Origin of the sequence: Ferrovibrio sp. (genome assembly GCF_029255545.1) — a bacterium.
GTDB lineage: Bacteria > Pseudomonadota > Alphaproteobacteria > Ferrovibrionales > Ferrovibrionaceae > Ferrovibrio.
Genome location: NZ_JANLJJ010000111.1, coordinates 1 through 13,271, shown reverse-complemented (window position 1 = coordinate 13,271; position 13,271 = coordinate 1). Strand labels below are relative to the sequence as shown.

Here is a 13,271-nt window from a genome sequence, read left to right as displayed (position 1 = left end):
TAGGTATCCTCGCTGAAATCCTCGTGGCCCGGCGTGTCGAGCAGATTGAAGGTCCAGCCCCGGTATTCGAAATTCATTACCGAGGTGGAGACGGAGATGCCGCGCTGCTGCTCGATCTTCAGCCAGTCGGAGCGGGCGCGCCGGCTTTCGCCACGCGCCTTCACCGCGCCCGCCAGATGGATGGCGCCGCCGAACAGCAGCAGCTTTTCGGTCAGCGTCGTCTTGCCGGCGTCGGGATGCGCGATGATGGCAAAGGTGCGCCGGGCGCCGATCGGGTCGGAATTCTGACCTGGGGCGCCCGGATAGGTGGCAACGGCGGGTTCGGACATCGGACTCTTTAAACTACCTCTGAAAACTGGCCCGGTGTCTCTATATGGGCCCTCTCAGCGGTCGTTCCACCCCTTGCCGGCCTCGGCCCGCTGCACCAGCAGGGGCGCAGGTTCCCAGAACTTGCCGTGGATCTTGTGGAAGCCGCGGATCGTGGCGAGCACCTTGTCGAGGCCGATCTGTTCGGCCCAGAACATCGGCCCGCCGCGATAGACGGGGAAGCCATAGCCGAAAAGGTAGGTGATGTCGATATCGCCCGGCCGGATGGCGATGCCCTCGGCCAGGATTTTGGCGCCCTCGTTGACCAGCGGATACATGCAGCGCTGAACGATCTCCTCGTCGGAAATCACCCGCCGTTCAATGCCTTGCTCCTTCGCCGAGGCTAGAATCACATCTTCGACGACAGGGTCGGGCAGGGCGTTGCGGCCCTCGTATTTGTAGAAACCCGCGCCGGTCTTCTGGCCGAAACGGCCCCTCTCGCAGAGCCGGTCGGCCACCGGGGAATAGCGTTCGTCCTTCGGCCGCAGATGGGCCTTGCCCTTGCGGATGCGCCAGCCGACATCCAGGCCGGCCAGGTCGGACATGCGGAACGGCCCCATGGCCAGGCCGAATTCCTCCAGCGCGTTGTCGATCTGCTGCGGCGTGGCGCCTTCCTCCAGCAGGAAATTCGCCTCGCGCAGATAGCCGTGCAGCATGCGGTTGCCGATGAAGCCGTCGCAATTGCCGGCCAGCACCGCCACCTTCTTCAGCGTTTTGCCCAAAGCCATTACGGTGGCGATGGTCTCGGGCGAGGATTTCGCGCCGCGCACGTTTTCCAGCAGCTTCATCACGTTGGCCGGGCTGAAGAAATGCGTGCCGATCACGTCCTGCGGGCGGCTGGTGCTTGCCGCGATCTCGTCGATATCCAGCGTCGAGGTGTTGGTGGCCAGCACGGCGCCGGGCTTCATCACCTTGTCGAGTTTGCCGAACACCTCTTTCTTGACGCCCATCTCCTCGAACACGGCTTCCACCACGATGTCGGCATCGCCGATATCCTCGAAATGCTGGGTGCCGGTGATCAGCTTCATCGCCCGGTCCATGGCCTCCTGCTTCATGCTGCCGCGGGCAACGGAGGTGGCGTAGTTCTTCTCGATCACGCCCAGACCGCGGCTGAGCGCCTCCTGCGACACATCGAGCAGCTTCACCGGGATGCCGGCATTGGCGAAATTCATGGCGATGCCGCCGCCCATGGTGCCGGCACCGAGCACGGCGGCCGACCTGATCTGCTTCGGCTTCACGTCCTCGGGCAGGCCGGGGATTTTCGCCGCTTCGCGCTCAGCGAAGAAGGCGTGGATCTGGGCGGCGCGCTGCGGGCTGCCCATGCATTCGAAAAAGTATTCGCGCTCCTTCAGCAGGCCGTCGTCAATCGGCAGCTTCGTGGCCGCTTCCACCGCATCGATGCAGCGCCACGGCGCCAGGAACCCCTTGGCCTTGCGCGCGCTGGCCTTGCGAATCTCCTCGAACACCGCCGGGTCGACATTGCTGACCTTGTCGTTCATGTCACGCACCAGGCGCAGCGGGCGCTGCTCGGCCACCACCGTCCTGGCGAAAGCCAGCGCGCCATCCAGCAGATCGCCGCTCACGATCTCGTCGACGGCGCCCAGTTCGGCTGCCTTCTTGGCCGTCATCGGGTTGCCTGACAGGATAAGATCGAGCGCGATTTTCGGGCCGACCAGGCGCGGCAGGCGCTGGGTACCGCCCGAGCCGGGGATCAGGCCGAGTTTCACTTCCGGCAGGCCGACCTGGCCGCTCTCCAGCGCCACGCGCCAGTGGCAGGTGAGCGCCACCTCGAAACCGCCGCCCAGGGCGGTGCCGTGCAGGGCGGCAACCACCGGCTTGGTCATCGCCTCGATGCGCTTGAGCACGTCGGGCAGATAGGGCTGCAGCGGCGGCTTGCCGAATTCCTTGATGTCGGCGCCGGCAATGAAGGTGCGACCGCCGCCAATGATCACGGCGGCGCTGACCGCCGGATCGGCATCGGCTTTATCCAGGCCGGCAATGATCCCGGCGCGCACGCCCTGGCTCAGGGCATTGACGGGCGGGTTCTCAATGGTCAGAACGGCAACGCCGTCACGGACGCTATAGGCAACTGGGGTGGCAACTGGATCGGTCACGTTTCTCTCCGGTATCTTCTTAATTGTCGGACAATCGGTTATAGCCGAGGCGATCAAGCCGGGCAAAAGCCTTGGCCTGCCGTTACGTCAGCGCTAAGTGTTTGTCATGGCCTTGTTTTCAGAATATCGCGCGCAGGAATGGGATAATCGCCGGCTTTGGTTGGCGGTGGCCCTGTCGCTGCTGCTGCATGGCCTGATCGTGGTGCTGCTGCTGGTCGAGCCCTGGACCTGGCGGCTGCAGCCCGAACCGCCGCCGGTCCTGGCCGAATTCGTCCTGCCGCCCCCGCCCAAGCCGGAACCGAAGGCCGAGGCGGCCAAACCGCCGCCACCCCCCGAGCCCCCCAAAGCGGAAGCTCCCCCGGCGGCGCCTTTGCCGCCGCCCAGCGTGCCGCAATTGCAGCGCGCGCCGGTGACCAAGGAGTCCAAGGCGCCGCCCAGTGCCGGCGACAGGGCCCGCGAACGGCCCCAGGCCAGCGAAGCGCCCAAGCCGGCGCCACCGCAGCCCGAGCGGCGTGGCCCGGCCACCGCCACGGCGCCGCAACAGCGCCCGCCGCAGGCGCAGAGCCAGGCCGGCAGCCGCCAGCCCGGCGCGGGTCGCGCGGCCGGGGCGCCTGCCGAAGTGATGACCCAGTCGGAGAGCGACTTCTTCCTCAGCCAGATCGTGCCCGGCTGGGTGATCGATTTCGATTCGCCGCGCTTCAAGGATATCCGGATCTACGGCCGCTACATGGTGCTGCCGAACGGCATGCTGGCGCCGCCGTTCGGCAAGAACGACCCGTGGGATCTCAACACCATGATCGATGGCTGGGACCAGATCGCCTACGATCCGCGGCCGCAGGCGGCGGCGATGCGCACGGCGATGGAGACCTTTCTGCGCGCCATGCGGCTGGCGCAACCTTTCGCCATGCCGCCGGACGCCCAGGGTTATCCGAAGGTGCTCAGCCTGAATTTCAAGATCGGCGACCTGTAGGCCGGATCAGCGCTCGGCGATGACCTTCAGGCTGGCCAGGCCAACCTCGAAATCCCGCCCGACCATTTTGTCCGTATCGAAGAAAACCTGTATCACCTTGCCGATGTAAGGGGCCGGGCCCAGCATGGCCCAGGTGACAAGCGTGCCATCGCCATGCGGCACAAGGGTGTATTCAATGATGTTGTGGCATTCGAAGGGCCTGGTCATGTCCAGCGCCATGACCACTTTGCTTGGCGACATTGATTCTGTGATGGTGATGCGGCCGCTGCCAACCTCCTTGTTGCCATCCCATTCATAGAAAGCGCCCTTGCCGCTCTGCGGGCCGCCATGGGCCCGTTTCATGACTGGGTCCTTCTTCTCATAAGGCGACCAGTCCAAGTTGGCATGCATGTCGTTGATCAGCGGGAAGATCTTTTCCGGTGTCGCCTTGATGGTGGCAGAACGCTGCACGCGGAAAGTGTCTGGCTTGTTTGCCGCGATGATCAGGACAACCACAAGGGCAACAGCCAGCAGCCCCGCCGCGCCGAGGGCAATGGTCTTCAGCATGGAATAAATCCTTCCGGAGTCTTATTGGCAGTTCTCGCCATCGGGGTTCGGCTTGAAGCAGTTCACCATCCAGGGCACGCCGAAGCGGTCAGTCGCCATGCCGAAACGCTCGGCCCAGAAGGTCTCTTCCATCGGCATCTGCACGGTGCCGCCCGTGCTGAGGGCCGCGAAGACGCGCTCCGCCTCGGTCGCGGTGGGCATGACGACATTGACCGAGAAGCCGGTCATCGGCTGATACATCTGCGGCGGCACGTCGCCGCCCATGATCATGGTGCCATTCAGCGTCATGCAGGCATGGATGATTTTGTCCTGCCACTCGGCCGGGGTTTGTTCGCTGGCCGGGGTTTCGCGATGGGTCAGCATCGCCTCGATCCTGCCGCCCAGGGTTGTCTCGTAGAAAGCAAAAGCTTCTGCGCAATTGCCGTTGAAACTCAGATAGGCATTGAAACTCACGGCTCACTCCATCGTTCAGCTGGGGGAAGAATTACGACAGGGCGCGCAGATCGGCGCGCAGGTGATCGGGATCGCCCACCAGTCGGTCGATCTCGGCATGGGTGCGTTTCCAGACTGGCAGGGCCTTGACCAGCAGTTTGCGCCCGTCCGGCGTCAGCGTCAGGCGGCGGGTGCGTTTGTCATCCGGATCGGGAGAAACATTTACCAGGCCCCGGCGTTCCAGCGGCTTGAGATAGGCAGTCAGCGTAGTGCGGTCCATCGCCAGCACGCTCGCCACTTGGCTGATGTTGGCCGGCTGTGGCCGGTTGAGCGACATCAGCAGGGAAAACTGCCCGTTGGTGAGGCCCATGGGACGCAGAACCTCGTCGAACCGCCGGGCCAGGGCGCGTGCCGCGCGCTGCACATGCAGGCACAGGCAGGTGTCGCGCACCATGATGGTGGTCTCGAACGGCAGGATATCGATCTTTGACATGCGGCGCTTATTATGTTGATATCAACGTATATGTCAAGCCGGCGTTTCAGCCGGCCCAGAGGAGGATCGCCATGAATGTGATGCAGCCGCACCCGCAGGACGAAGCACTCGCCGCCCGGCCGCCGGTCGTTTCGCGCGAAGACTGGCTGAAAGCGCGCCAGGCATTGCTGGCGAAGGAAAAGGCTTTCACCCGCCAGCGCGACGCCCTGAATGCCGAACGCCGGCGCCTGCCGATGGTGGAGGTCGACAAGGAATACCAGTTCGAAACGTCCCAGGGCCGTCGCAGCCTGCGCGACCTGTTCGAGGGGCGCCGCCAGCTCGTGATCTATCATTTCATGTTCAGCCCCGACGATCCGCCGCCGGGCCAGACCCATCCCTGGTCGGAAGGCTGCCCGGGTTGCTCGCATCTGGCCGACAACCTGCCGCACCTGTCGCACCTGCATGCGCGCGGCACCAGCTTCACCATGGTCTCCCGCGCGCCGCTGTCCAAGATCATGCCGTTCAAGCGCCGCATGGGCTGGACCATGCCCTGGGCCTCAAGTTACGGCAGCGACTTCAACGCCGATTTTCACGTCACGCTTGATCCGACCGTGGCGCTGCCGGAATACAATTACCAGCCCGTGCCACGGTCACCCGGCGGCGAACTGTCTTTCTCCGGTGAATTGCCGGGCCTGAGCTGTTTCCTGCAGGATGGCGGCCGCGTCTACCACACATACTCCACCTACAGCCGCGGCCTCGACATGCTGCTCAATGTTCATCACCTGCTCGACATGACGGCTCTTGGCCGGCAGGAAGAATGGGAGGATTCGCCGCCCGGCTGGCCCAAGACCAGCGAATTCTGGCTGCGCCATCACGACAGATACGATGACCAGCCGCAGGCCACGGCGAGCTGCTGCCACGATTAACCTGAGGAGGAGTACGTAGGATGAGTTATGTCGATGGTTTCCTGCTGCCAGTGCCGAAGAAGAACCTGGCCGCTTACAAGAAAATGGCGGCCAAGGCCGGCAAGATCTGGCGCGAGCATGGTGCGCTGGACTACCGCGAATGCGTCAGCGACGACGACAACGTGAAATTCGGTTTACCGTTCAGCAAAATCGCCAAACTGAAGAAAGGCGAGGTCGTCATGTTTTCTTATATCGTCTTCAAGTCGCGTGCCCATCGCGACAAGGTGAATGCCAAGGTGATGAAGGATCCACGTATCCACGCCATGTGCCCCGATCCGAAGAAGATGCCCTTCGACGTGAAGCGCATGGGCTATGGCGGGTTCAAGACGCTGGTGTCCGGCTGAGCCGAAGGGCGCGCCGGGGCCGGCTTAAGCGCGCAGGCCCCGGCGCGCGATCACCATGCACAAGGCCCCCAGCAAGGTGACGAAGGCCATCAGCAGGTAGCCGCCGGAATAAGACAGCCCGGCATGGTCGTGCAGCCAGGCGAACGCCGAGGGGCCGACCACCACGCCGGCGAAGGTTATGCTCAAGGTCGCGCCTGTGGCCAGCCCGATGCTGCCGGCCGGCGCCTGACGCGCGATCACCGCCATGAACACGCCGTTCCAGCCGATGGCGCAGAATCCGAACAGGGCGACAACCGCGGCGATAAGCCCGATATGCCATTGCGCGCTGATCATGGCAGTCAGGATCGCCGCCACGATGGCGATGGCGCCGTTGAGGATCAGCACTTTCGAGCCCGATTTCAGTCGGTCGGCCAGCCAGCCCCAGCCCAGGCGACCGGCGGCGCCCGCCGTCTGTGCCACCGCCATCAGGCTGCCGGCCAGCACCAGGTCGAGGCCCACTTCCGCCACCAGATAGGTGACGAGCAGGCCCGTGAGGCTGAGCTGCACGGCGGAATAGGCGAAAGAGCACAGCGCCAGCCAGCGCAGGATCGGATGCGTCCAGATCAGCGACAGACCGGCCAGCGGGGATACGAACAGCGCGGCATCATTCTGGCGGTCGGCATCCCAGTGCGCCCGTGCCTTCTGCAGCGCGATGCTCAAGCCCAGCGCCAGCAACGCACATAATGCCAGCCCCGCTTGCCAGTGCAGCAACAGCGTGACGGGCGGGATCAGCAGGCCGGCAAGGATGCCGCCGATCGGCACGCCGCATTGTTTGATCGAGAAGATCAGGTTCATATGCGCGCCGCTGCGCGTGCGCGACAGCAGATGCGAGGCGCCGGGATTGGTGCAGCCATAACCCAGCCCGATCACCAGCGCGCCGAGCGCCAGCGCCGGCAGCGTGCCGAGTGCGGAAAGCAGGCAGCCTGCCATGGCCAGCCATAATGCGATCTGGCTGGCCCGCGTGGCGCCCAGCCGGCGCACGAAGCCACCGCCGATCAGCGAGGTGATCACCGCGCCGGTATAGACCAGGCTGACCTGATAACCCACCAAAGCCGGTCCAATGCCGAGGTCGGCGGCGGCTTTCGGCGCCACGGCAGAGAGCGCGAGAGCGGAGAGCGTGGTGATGGATTGGGTGGAGGTGGTAGCGGCCAGCACCGGCCAGACTGGCAGCGGAACAGGCGCAGCGGTGGCCCCCGCAGAATCCATCGGGCTGGCCTCGGCCATTACTGCGCCGCCTGCAGCTTGCTCTGGTATTTCTTCACGGCCTGCCGCATCTCGTCCAGTACGGCGCTCACCGCTGGCTGCTGCTGGATGGCCTGCCAGTAGGCCGAAAGGCGCGGCCGCTTGGCCAGCAGGTCATCGTCCGCCACGGCCGACAGCATGCCGGCGGCGTAGAACAGCATCGGCGGCAGGGCGCAGTCGGCATGGGTGAAGCGGCCGGCAGCGGCGAAGCCGTCATCGCCCACCAGCAGGTCCAGGTATTTCAGGCCGCGCGCAATGTCGGGGATGATCGCCTGCATGGCGGCGCGGTCATCGGGGGCGGTGAACAGCTGGGTGAAGAAATCGCTCAACGGTACGGCCAGATACAGGTCGGCCAGCCGGGTGACCAATTCGCTGGCGGCGCGGGCATCGGTATCGACTGGATAGAGCTTCGGGCCAGCCAGGATGTCGTCCAGGTAATGGCAGATCACTTCCGATTCCGGCAGCACGCTGCCGTCGTCGCGCACCAATGCCGGTACCTTGCCCAGAGGCGTGATCTGGCGAAACTCGGCCGGCGCGGGCGGCGTCAGCATGTCCAGGGTCTGTCCTTTGGCGCGCAGCAGGATGCGCACGCGGGCGGCGAAGGGCGAGGCGGGGATATTGTAGAGCTTCATCACAGGATCAGCGCCGTGCGGTGCAGGTTATCCCAATCGGCCAGCTTGGCCCGTGGGCTGCCGGGCGCGGCGCCAGCGGTCTCGGCCGCTTCGATGCGTTTCCAGCCGGTCCAGTCGATGACGGCAACTCCACGTGCGGCGATGCGTCGGTCCAACTCCAGGCTGCCGGGTTTGGCCGGCGCGGTATCATTGGCGAAATCGGCCAGCACCAGATCGGCCACGGCTTTCGCCTCGGCGCGATTGGTCGGAATGGTGCCGCTCGGGCCGCGCTTGGCCCAGCCCACCACATACAGGCCCGGCGCGATGCGGCCGGAGTCGTTGGCCAGCAGGCCGCGTGCATCAGCCTGCGGCAGGTCGCCTTCGGTGGCCGTGCGATAGCCGATGGCGCTGATCGCGGTGCCGACATCCAGAGGCTTGTCGATGCCTTTGATCTTCAGCCGCTCCACCCGGCCGCCGCCCAGCAGGGCCTCGGGCGCGGCATGGAACAGGAAATGCAGCCGGATTGGTTTCTCGTCCGTGCGGGCAGCGAATTCATGCAGCAGGCTCAGGTTTTTTTCCTTCACCTTGGCATCGTTGGGATCGATGCCAGCCGGTAATGCCTCGGGCAGGTCCGCCTTGTTCACCACCGGACGCACCCGCTCCAGCCGGCCCAGCTCGGCCAGTTCGGCGCTGGTGAAACTGGCCTCCACCGGGCCACGGCGGCCAAGAATGTAAAGATCGCTCAGCGGCGCCTTGGCGATGGCCTCGGCGGCATGGGCGGTCAGGTCGCTGCTCGCCATCTCGGCAGGGGTCTTGCCCAGCACGCGCACGATGTCGATCGCCACATTGCCCATGCCGATCACGGCCGCGCCCGGCCGGTCGAGGAGGGGATTGAGCGTGCGGAAATCGGGATGGCCGTTATACCAGCCGACAAAGGCCATCGAACCGTAGCGGCCCGGCAGGTCCTCGCCGGGGATGCCCAGCGGCCGGTCGGCATGGGCGCCCAATGCCAGGATCACGGCATCGTAATGGGCCGTCAGCTCGGCCAGCGGCAGGTCGCGGCCGACCGCGATATTGCCCAGGAAACGCAGGTTGGGATTGCCGAACAGCCGATCGAACTGGCGGGTCACGGCCTTGGTGCCCTGATGGTCGGGGGCGACGCCGAAGCGCACCAGGCCATAGGGGGTGGCGAGCCGGTCGAAGACGTCGATTTTCAGCTCGGGTTTCTGGCGCAGCAGGGCGTCGGCACAGAACAGGCCGGAAGGGCCGCTTCCAACAATGGCGATATGATGCAGCACGGGATTATTTCAGCTATGGTTGCCCAAATGTCGCCGCAACCTTAGTGCAGCCTGACCATCTTATGCAAATCCGGCCGCTATACTCCCGGTCCAGCCGTCCCGGCTCCCCCTGACCCCCATCATGCCCAATCCCGAACAAGCCGCCGAACCTCCGAGTCATCGCATTGTCAATCCGCAGGGCAGCGCGCCGCTGGTGCTGATCTGCGACCATGCCAGCTGCATCGTGCCGCCTGGCCTGGGCAATCTCGGCCTGCCGGATGATGAGCGCACCCGCCATATCGGCTGGGACCCCGGCACGGCGATTATCACCGAATGCCTGGCCCGCAGTCTGGATGCGCCTGCCGTGCTGGCCGGGGTGTCGCGGCTGGTGATCGATTGCAACCGGCGGCCGGACGACCCCACCCTGATCTGCGAGGTGAGCGACGGTACCGTGGTGCCGGGCAACCGCGACCTAAACGAGGCCGAGCGCACGCGCCGCATGAATGCCTATTTCCGGCCCTATCATATGGCCATCGCCGCGCAGATCGAGGCGGCCGGCGAACGCGGGTCGTTGCCGGCTTTGCTGTCCATCCACAGCTTCACGCCGCGCCTGCGCGCAAAAGACGAGGATCGGCCCTGGCATATCGGCGTGGTGTGGGACCGCGATGGTCGCCTGGCCCAGCCGCTGCTGCAGGCCCTGCGCGACGAGGGCGACCTGGTGGTGGGCGACAACGAGCCCTATAGCGGCCGGCGCCATGCCGGCCATTCGATTTTCGAGCATGGCCAGAATCGCGGCCTGCATCATGTGATGATCGAGGTGCGGCAGGATCTGGTGAGCGACGAGGCAGGTGCGAAGGCCTGGGCGGTGCGGCTGGACCGCTGTTTCCGCCGCATGCTCAGTGAAGCGGGATTGATGGCGGCGGCGAGCAGCGCTGCCTAGTTTCAGGTAACGGGGGATTCCATGTTCAGCGCCGGCGATTTCACCATCGGCATCGAGGAAGAGCATCTGTTGGTCGAACGCGGCAGCGGCGCGCTGGCGGTCGAGCCGCCGGCCGCCGTGCTGGCGGAGTGCGAGGCGATTGCCGGCGGCCAGGTGCATCCCGAATTCCTGCAATGCCAGATCGAGATTTCCACCAAGGTCTGCCGCGACCTGGGCGAGGCGCGCGCCGATCTGGTGCGTCTGCGTGGCGGCATTTCGGAAGTGGCGGCGCGTCACGGCCTGGCGCCGATCGCCGCCTCCACGCATCCCTTCGCCAAATGGAGCGACCAGCGCCACACCGAGAAGGAGCGGTATGATCGGCTGGCGAAAGATCTGGCCGGCGTGGCGCGGCGACTGATCATCTGCGGCCTGCATGTGCATGTCGGCATCGCCGACGAGGACCTGCGCATCGACCTGATGAACCAGGTCAGCTACTTCCTGCCGCATCTGCTGGCGCTGTCCACCTCGTCGCCCTTCTGGCAGGGCGAGGAAAGCGGCCTGCAATCCTATCGCCTGTCGGTGTTCGACAGCCTGCCGCGTACCGGCCTGCCCGAACGGCTGGAGACCTGGGGCGAATACCAGCGGCTGGTGAACCGCCTGACGCAGGCTGGCCTGATCGAGGATGCCAGCAAGCTGTGGTGGGACATCCGCCCCTCGGCGCGTTATCCCACCTTGGAACTGCGTGTCACCGATGTCTGCACCCGGCTGGACGACGGGTTGAGCGTCGCGGCGCTGTATCTGTGCCTGCTCGCGGCCTTGCTGCGGCTGCGGCAGAAGAACCAGCGCTGGCGCATCTATGCCAACACGCTGATCGACGAAAACCGCTGGCTGGCGCAGCGCTACGGCATCGCCGGCAGCCTGGTCGATTTCGGCAAGGGCGAGGCCGTGCCCTATGCGGCGCTGCTGGAAGAACTGATCGAACTGACGCGGGAAGAGGCGGTCCAGCTCGGCTGCCTGGCCGAGGTGGAACGGGCGCGCGGCATCCTGAAGCGCGGCACCTCGGCGCAGCGACAGTTGCAAGTCTACCGCGATGCGCTACATGCTGGCATGGACAAGCCCGCGGCGCTGAAGGCCGTGGTGGACTGGCTGGTGGCGGAGACCGTCAATTTCGCCATCCCCGATTAGGAGGCCGATATGAGCGACAAGATCGATCCGAAGACGCAGACCGAACTGGAGGCCGCCGCTTTCCGCCGTCTGGTCGAGCATCTGCGCAGCCGCACCGACGTGCAGAATATCGACCTGATGAACCTGGCCGGCTTCTGCCGCAACTGCCTGAGCAACTGGTACCAGGACGCAGCCAAAGCCAAGGGAATCGAACTCGACAAGATGGAAGCCCGCGAGATCGTCTACGGCATGCCCTATCCGGAATGGCAGGCGAAATACCAGAAGGAAGCCAGCCCGGAGCAGCAGAAGGCCTTCGCCGAGGCGCAGAAAAACCTCAAACACTAGGGATAAATCCGAGTTATCCACTCCCGGCGCATTCCTGTGGATAACTTGGGCGCGGCGGTAGGCGGCGGGGCGCCGGCGGTTATAATCCGCGCCATCCATAACCCCTGATTTTTGAGGTCGCAGCATGGCCACCAAACTGATCTCCGGCAATTTCTCGGCCGACCAGCTCAACCAGATCGTCGCCCGCATCGAGCGGCTGGAGGAAGAGAAGAAGGCGCTGGCTGATGATATCCGCGAGGTCTATGCCGAGGCCAAGGCGCATGGCTTCGACACCAAGATCCTTCGCCAGGTGATCAAGCTGCGCAAGCTGGATCGCGCCGAACTGGCCGAGCAGGAAAGCCTGCTGGAAATCTACATGGATGCGCTTGGCATGCAGATCAACGGCAACGCCGACGCCGAAGCGGCGGAGTAAGCTGCATGCGCGGCCTTGCCGGCAGTGTCGCGGGCTTGGTCGCGCTGTTCGCCCTGCCGGCCGTCGCCCAGCCGCAGCGGCCCATCACCGACGACGCCCAGGCCTGCGTCAGCATCGCCAACCTCACGGAATATAACTGGCCGATCAACATCCGCCGCGAAGGCCGGGTTAATTCGACCGTGATCGCCAAACCGCGCGAGGTGAACCGCTATTGCGCGCCGGATCGCCTGCGTCCGAACGAATTCATCATCGTGCAGGTGAAATCCAGCTGGTTCCCGGTCGGCGAATGCCGCCTGAAGAATCGCGGCACCATGGAAATCTACCGCGAGAAAAGCACCGAGACCGATTCCGGCGAGGTGACGCGGGTGAAATGCTACGAGGGACGTTAGGCCGTCTTCAGCCGTGCCGCGCCCTCAGCCATTCCACCACCTTGGGCATCACGATCTCAGGCTTCCGCACCCAGCGGAAATGATCGATGCCCTGAAAACCCATCGCCTTCGGGTCGAGGTGGTGGCGCGTGAGCTGCGCCTTGGGGAATTTGCCCAACAATCCGTCCATCGCATGCTTTGGCGCGAAGAAATCGCCCTGCAATGAAATGCCCAGTACCGGCAGGCTTAAATTCGCCAGATGTCGGTCGTGATCCACCCGTGGCCGGCCGAACATGAAACGGCCCGTGCGCGCCTGCCTTGCCCAGTCGGTCATCAGTGTGCGTGCCTCGCGTCCGGCGAAGCGGAAACGGTGGCCGGGGAAATGCCCCACGATGCGCGCCACCAACGGCACCATCTGGCTGTAAGCCAGGAAGGCTTTCGGCCAGAGTTTCCAGTGCACCGAGCTGCAGGCGATCAGGATCAGGCCATCAAGCTGCTGCGGATGATGGGCGGCATAGATGCTGCTGACCTGCGCGCCCAGGCTATGGCCCAGCAGGTAGAAAGGCGCGCTCTGGAAACGCGCCTTCACGACGGCAATCGCCAGCGGCCAGTCCTCGGTCAGCAGGTCGTGATAGCCGAAATCATAGCCCCAGCCCGGCTTGCGTCCGCCGCTTTCCTCATGGCC

17 protein-coding genes are annotated in these 13,271 nt (G+C 64.9%); 8 read left to right on the top strand and 9 right to left on the bottom strand.

Annotated elements, in window-relative coordinates:
• On the bottom strand, positions 1–329 hold a 329-nt coding region (locus Q1J79_RS20265), incomplete at its 3' end, for a GTP-binding protein (RefSeq protein ID WP_300304327.1).
• A gap of 54 nt (positions 330–383) precedes the next feature.
• Entirely contained in the window at positions 384–2,480 is a 2,097-nt protein-coding gene (locus Q1J79_RS20260) for a 3-hydroxyacyl-CoA dehydrogenase NAD-binding domain-containing protein (protein WP_300304324.1), read from the bottom strand.
• Positions 2,481–2,586: 106 nt separating this feature from the next.
• Between Q1J79_RS20260 and Q1J79_RS20255 the strand changes: the two genes are divergently transcribed.
• On the top strand, positions 2,587–3,450 hold the full coding sequence (locus Q1J79_RS20255; RefSeq protein WP_300304321.1) for a hypothetical protein: 864 nt from the start codon (positions 2,587–2,589) through the stop codon (positions 3,448–3,450).
• Between the two features lie 6 nt (positions 3,451–3,456).
• Here Q1J79_RS20255 and Q1J79_RS20250 read toward each other — a convergent pair whose 3' ends face one another.
• From Q1J79_RS20250 to Q1J79_RS20240, 3 genes are read right to left on the bottom strand one after another with little or no spacing between them, the layout of a single operon-like run.
• Positions 3,457–3,996, bottom strand: coding sequence for an SRPBCC family protein (locus Q1J79_RS20250; RefSeq protein ID WP_300304318.1), 540 nt, complete (start codon positions 3,994–3,996; stop codon positions 3,457–3,459).
• A 21-nt stretch (positions 3,997–4,017) separates the two neighbouring features.
• Positions 4,018–4,449 carry a VOC family protein gene (locus tag Q1J79_RS20245; protein ID WP_300304315.1) on the bottom strand — a complete coding sequence of 144 codons (432 nt, stop codon included), beginning with the start codon at positions 4,447–4,449 and terminating at the stop codon, positions 4,018–4,020.
• Positions 4,450–4,480: 31 nt separating this feature from the next.
• Entirely contained in the window at positions 4,481–4,921 is a 441-nt protein-coding gene (locus tag Q1J79_RS20240) for a MarR family winged helix-turn-helix transcriptional regulator (protein WP_300304312.1), read from the bottom strand.
• A 71-nt stretch (positions 4,922–4,992) separates the two neighbouring features.
• Here Q1J79_RS20240 and Q1J79_RS20235 point away from each other — a divergent pair, with 71 nt between their 5' ends.
• Together Q1J79_RS20235 and Q1J79_RS20230 are read left to right on the top strand one after the other, a co-directional pair.
• Complete coding sequence (locus Q1J79_RS20235) at positions 4,993–5,826, top strand: DUF899 domain-containing protein (protein WP_300304309.1); 834 nt, start codon at positions 4,993–4,995, stop codon at positions 5,824–5,826.
• Between the two features lie 20 nt (positions 5,827–5,846).
• Positions 5,847–6,209 (top strand): DUF1428 domain-containing protein, encoded by a 363-nt coding sequence (locus Q1J79_RS20230; RefSeq protein WP_300304306.1) that lies wholly within the window; start codon positions 5,847–5,849, stop codon positions 6,207–6,209.
• Positions 6,210–6,233: 24 nt separating this feature from the next.
• Here the strand turns inward: Q1J79_RS20230 and Q1J79_RS20225 are convergent, their stop codons facing one another.
• From Q1J79_RS20225 to Q1J79_RS20215, 3 genes are read right to left on the bottom strand one after another with little or no spacing between them, the layout of a single operon-like run.
• Positions 6,234–7,472 (bottom strand): MFS transporter, encoded by a 1,239-nt coding sequence (locus Q1J79_RS20225; protein WP_300304303.1) that lies wholly within the window; start codon positions 7,470–7,472, stop codon positions 6,234–6,236.
• Positions 7,472–8,122, bottom strand: coding sequence for a glutathione S-transferase family protein (locus tag Q1J79_RS20220; protein ID WP_300304300.1), 651 nt, complete (start codon positions 8,120–8,122; stop codon positions 7,472–7,474). The genes Q1J79_RS20225 and Q1J79_RS20220 overlap by 1 nt, the downstream gene beginning before the upstream one ends.
• Positions 8,122–9,399, bottom strand: coding sequence for an FAD/NAD(P)-binding protein (locus tag Q1J79_RS20215; RefSeq protein WP_300304297.1), 1,278 nt, complete (start codon positions 9,397–9,399; stop codon positions 8,122–8,124). The genes Q1J79_RS20220 and Q1J79_RS20215 overlap by 1 nt, the downstream gene beginning before the upstream one ends.
• 121 nt (positions 9,400–9,520) lie before the next feature.
• Between Q1J79_RS20215 and Q1J79_RS20210 the strand changes: the two genes are divergently transcribed.
• The 5 genes from Q1J79_RS20210 (at position 9,521) to Q1J79_RS20190 (ending at position 12,607) form a co-directional block, all read left to right on the top strand.
• Positions 9,521–10,318 carry an N-formylglutamate amidohydrolase gene (locus Q1J79_RS20210; RefSeq protein WP_300304294.1) on the top strand — a complete coding sequence of 266 codons (798 nt, stop codon included), beginning with the start codon at positions 9,521–9,523 and terminating at the stop codon, positions 10,316–10,318.
• Positions 10,319–10,339: 21 nt separating this feature from the next.
• Positions 10,340–11,482, top strand: a complete 1,143-nt coding sequence (locus tag Q1J79_RS20205) for a carboxylate-amine ligase (protein ID WP_300304291.1) — start codon at positions 10,340–10,342, stop codon at positions 11,480–11,482.
• 9 nt (positions 11,483–11,491) lie between these two features.
• Positions 11,492–11,806 (top strand): DUF1244 domain-containing protein, encoded by a 315-nt coding sequence (locus Q1J79_RS20200; protein ID WP_300304287.1) that lies wholly within the window; start codon positions 11,492–11,494, stop codon positions 11,804–11,806.
• A 124-nt stretch (positions 11,807–11,930) separates the two neighbouring features.
• Entirely contained in the window at positions 11,931–12,218 is a 288-nt protein-coding gene (locus Q1J79_RS20195; RefSeq protein ID WP_300304284.1) for a DUF2312 domain-containing protein, read from the top strand.
• 5 nt (positions 12,219–12,223) lie between these two features.
• Positions 12,224–12,607, top strand: coding sequence for a hypothetical protein (locus tag Q1J79_RS20190; protein WP_300304281.1), 384 nt, complete (start codon positions 12,224–12,226; stop codon positions 12,605–12,607).
• A gap of 7 nt (positions 12,608–12,614) precedes the next feature.
• Here the strand turns inward: Q1J79_RS20190 and Q1J79_RS20185 are convergent.
• A partial coding sequence (locus Q1J79_RS20185) for an alpha/beta fold hydrolase (protein ID WP_300304278.1) occupies positions 12,615–13,271 on the bottom strand: 657 nt, incomplete at its 5' end.

Bases quoted from the DNA above. Each gene is read 5' to 3' on its own strand.
- Q1J79_RS20220 (WP_300304300.1), bottom strand. From the start codon at position 8,122: ATGAAGCTCTACAATATCCCCGCCTCGCCCTTCGCCGCCCGCGTGCGC.
- Q1J79_RS20210 (WP_300304294.1), top strand. From the start codon at position 9,521: ATGCCCAATCCCGAACAAGCCGCCGAACCTCCGAGTCATCGCATTGTC.
- Q1J79_RS20255 (WP_300304321.1), top strand. From the start codon at position 2,587: ATGGCCTTGTTTTCAGAATATCGCGCGCAGGAATGGGATAATCGCCGG.
- Q1J79_RS20195 (WP_300304284.1), top strand. From the start codon at position 11,931: ATGGCCACCAAACTGATCTCCGGCAATTTCTCGGCCGACCAGCTCAAC.
- Q1J79_RS20190 (WP_300304281.1), top strand. From the start codon at position 12,224: ATGCGCGGCCTTGCCGGCAGTGTCGCGGGCTTGGTCGCGCTGTTCGCC.
- Q1J79_RS20230 (WP_300304306.1), top strand. From the start codon at position 5,847: ATGAGTTATGTCGATGGTTTCCTGCTGCCAGTGCCGAAGAAGAACCTG.
- Q1J79_RS20200 (WP_300304287.1), top strand. From the start codon at position 11,492: ATGAGCGACAAGATCGATCCGAAGACGCAGACCGAACTGGAGGCCGCC.
- Q1J79_RS20225 (WP_300304303.1), bottom strand. From the start codon at position 7,472: ATGGCCGAGGCCAGCCCGATGGATTCTGCGGGGGCCACCGCTGCGCCT.
- Q1J79_RS20235 (WP_300304309.1), top strand. From the start codon at position 4,993: ATGAATGTGATGCAGCCGCACCCGCAGGACGAAGCACTCGCCGCCCGG.
- Q1J79_RS20205 (WP_300304291.1), top strand. From the start codon at position 10,340: ATGTTCAGCGCCGGCGATTTCACCATCGGCATCGAGGAAGAGCATCTG.
- Q1J79_RS20240 (WP_300304312.1), bottom strand. From the start codon at position 4,921: ATGTCAAAGATCGATATCCTGCCGTTCGAGACCACCATCATGGTGCGC.
- Q1J79_RS20250 (WP_300304318.1), bottom strand. From the start codon at position 3,996: ATGCTGAAGACCATTGCCCTCGGCGCGGCGGGGCTGCTGGCTGTTGCC.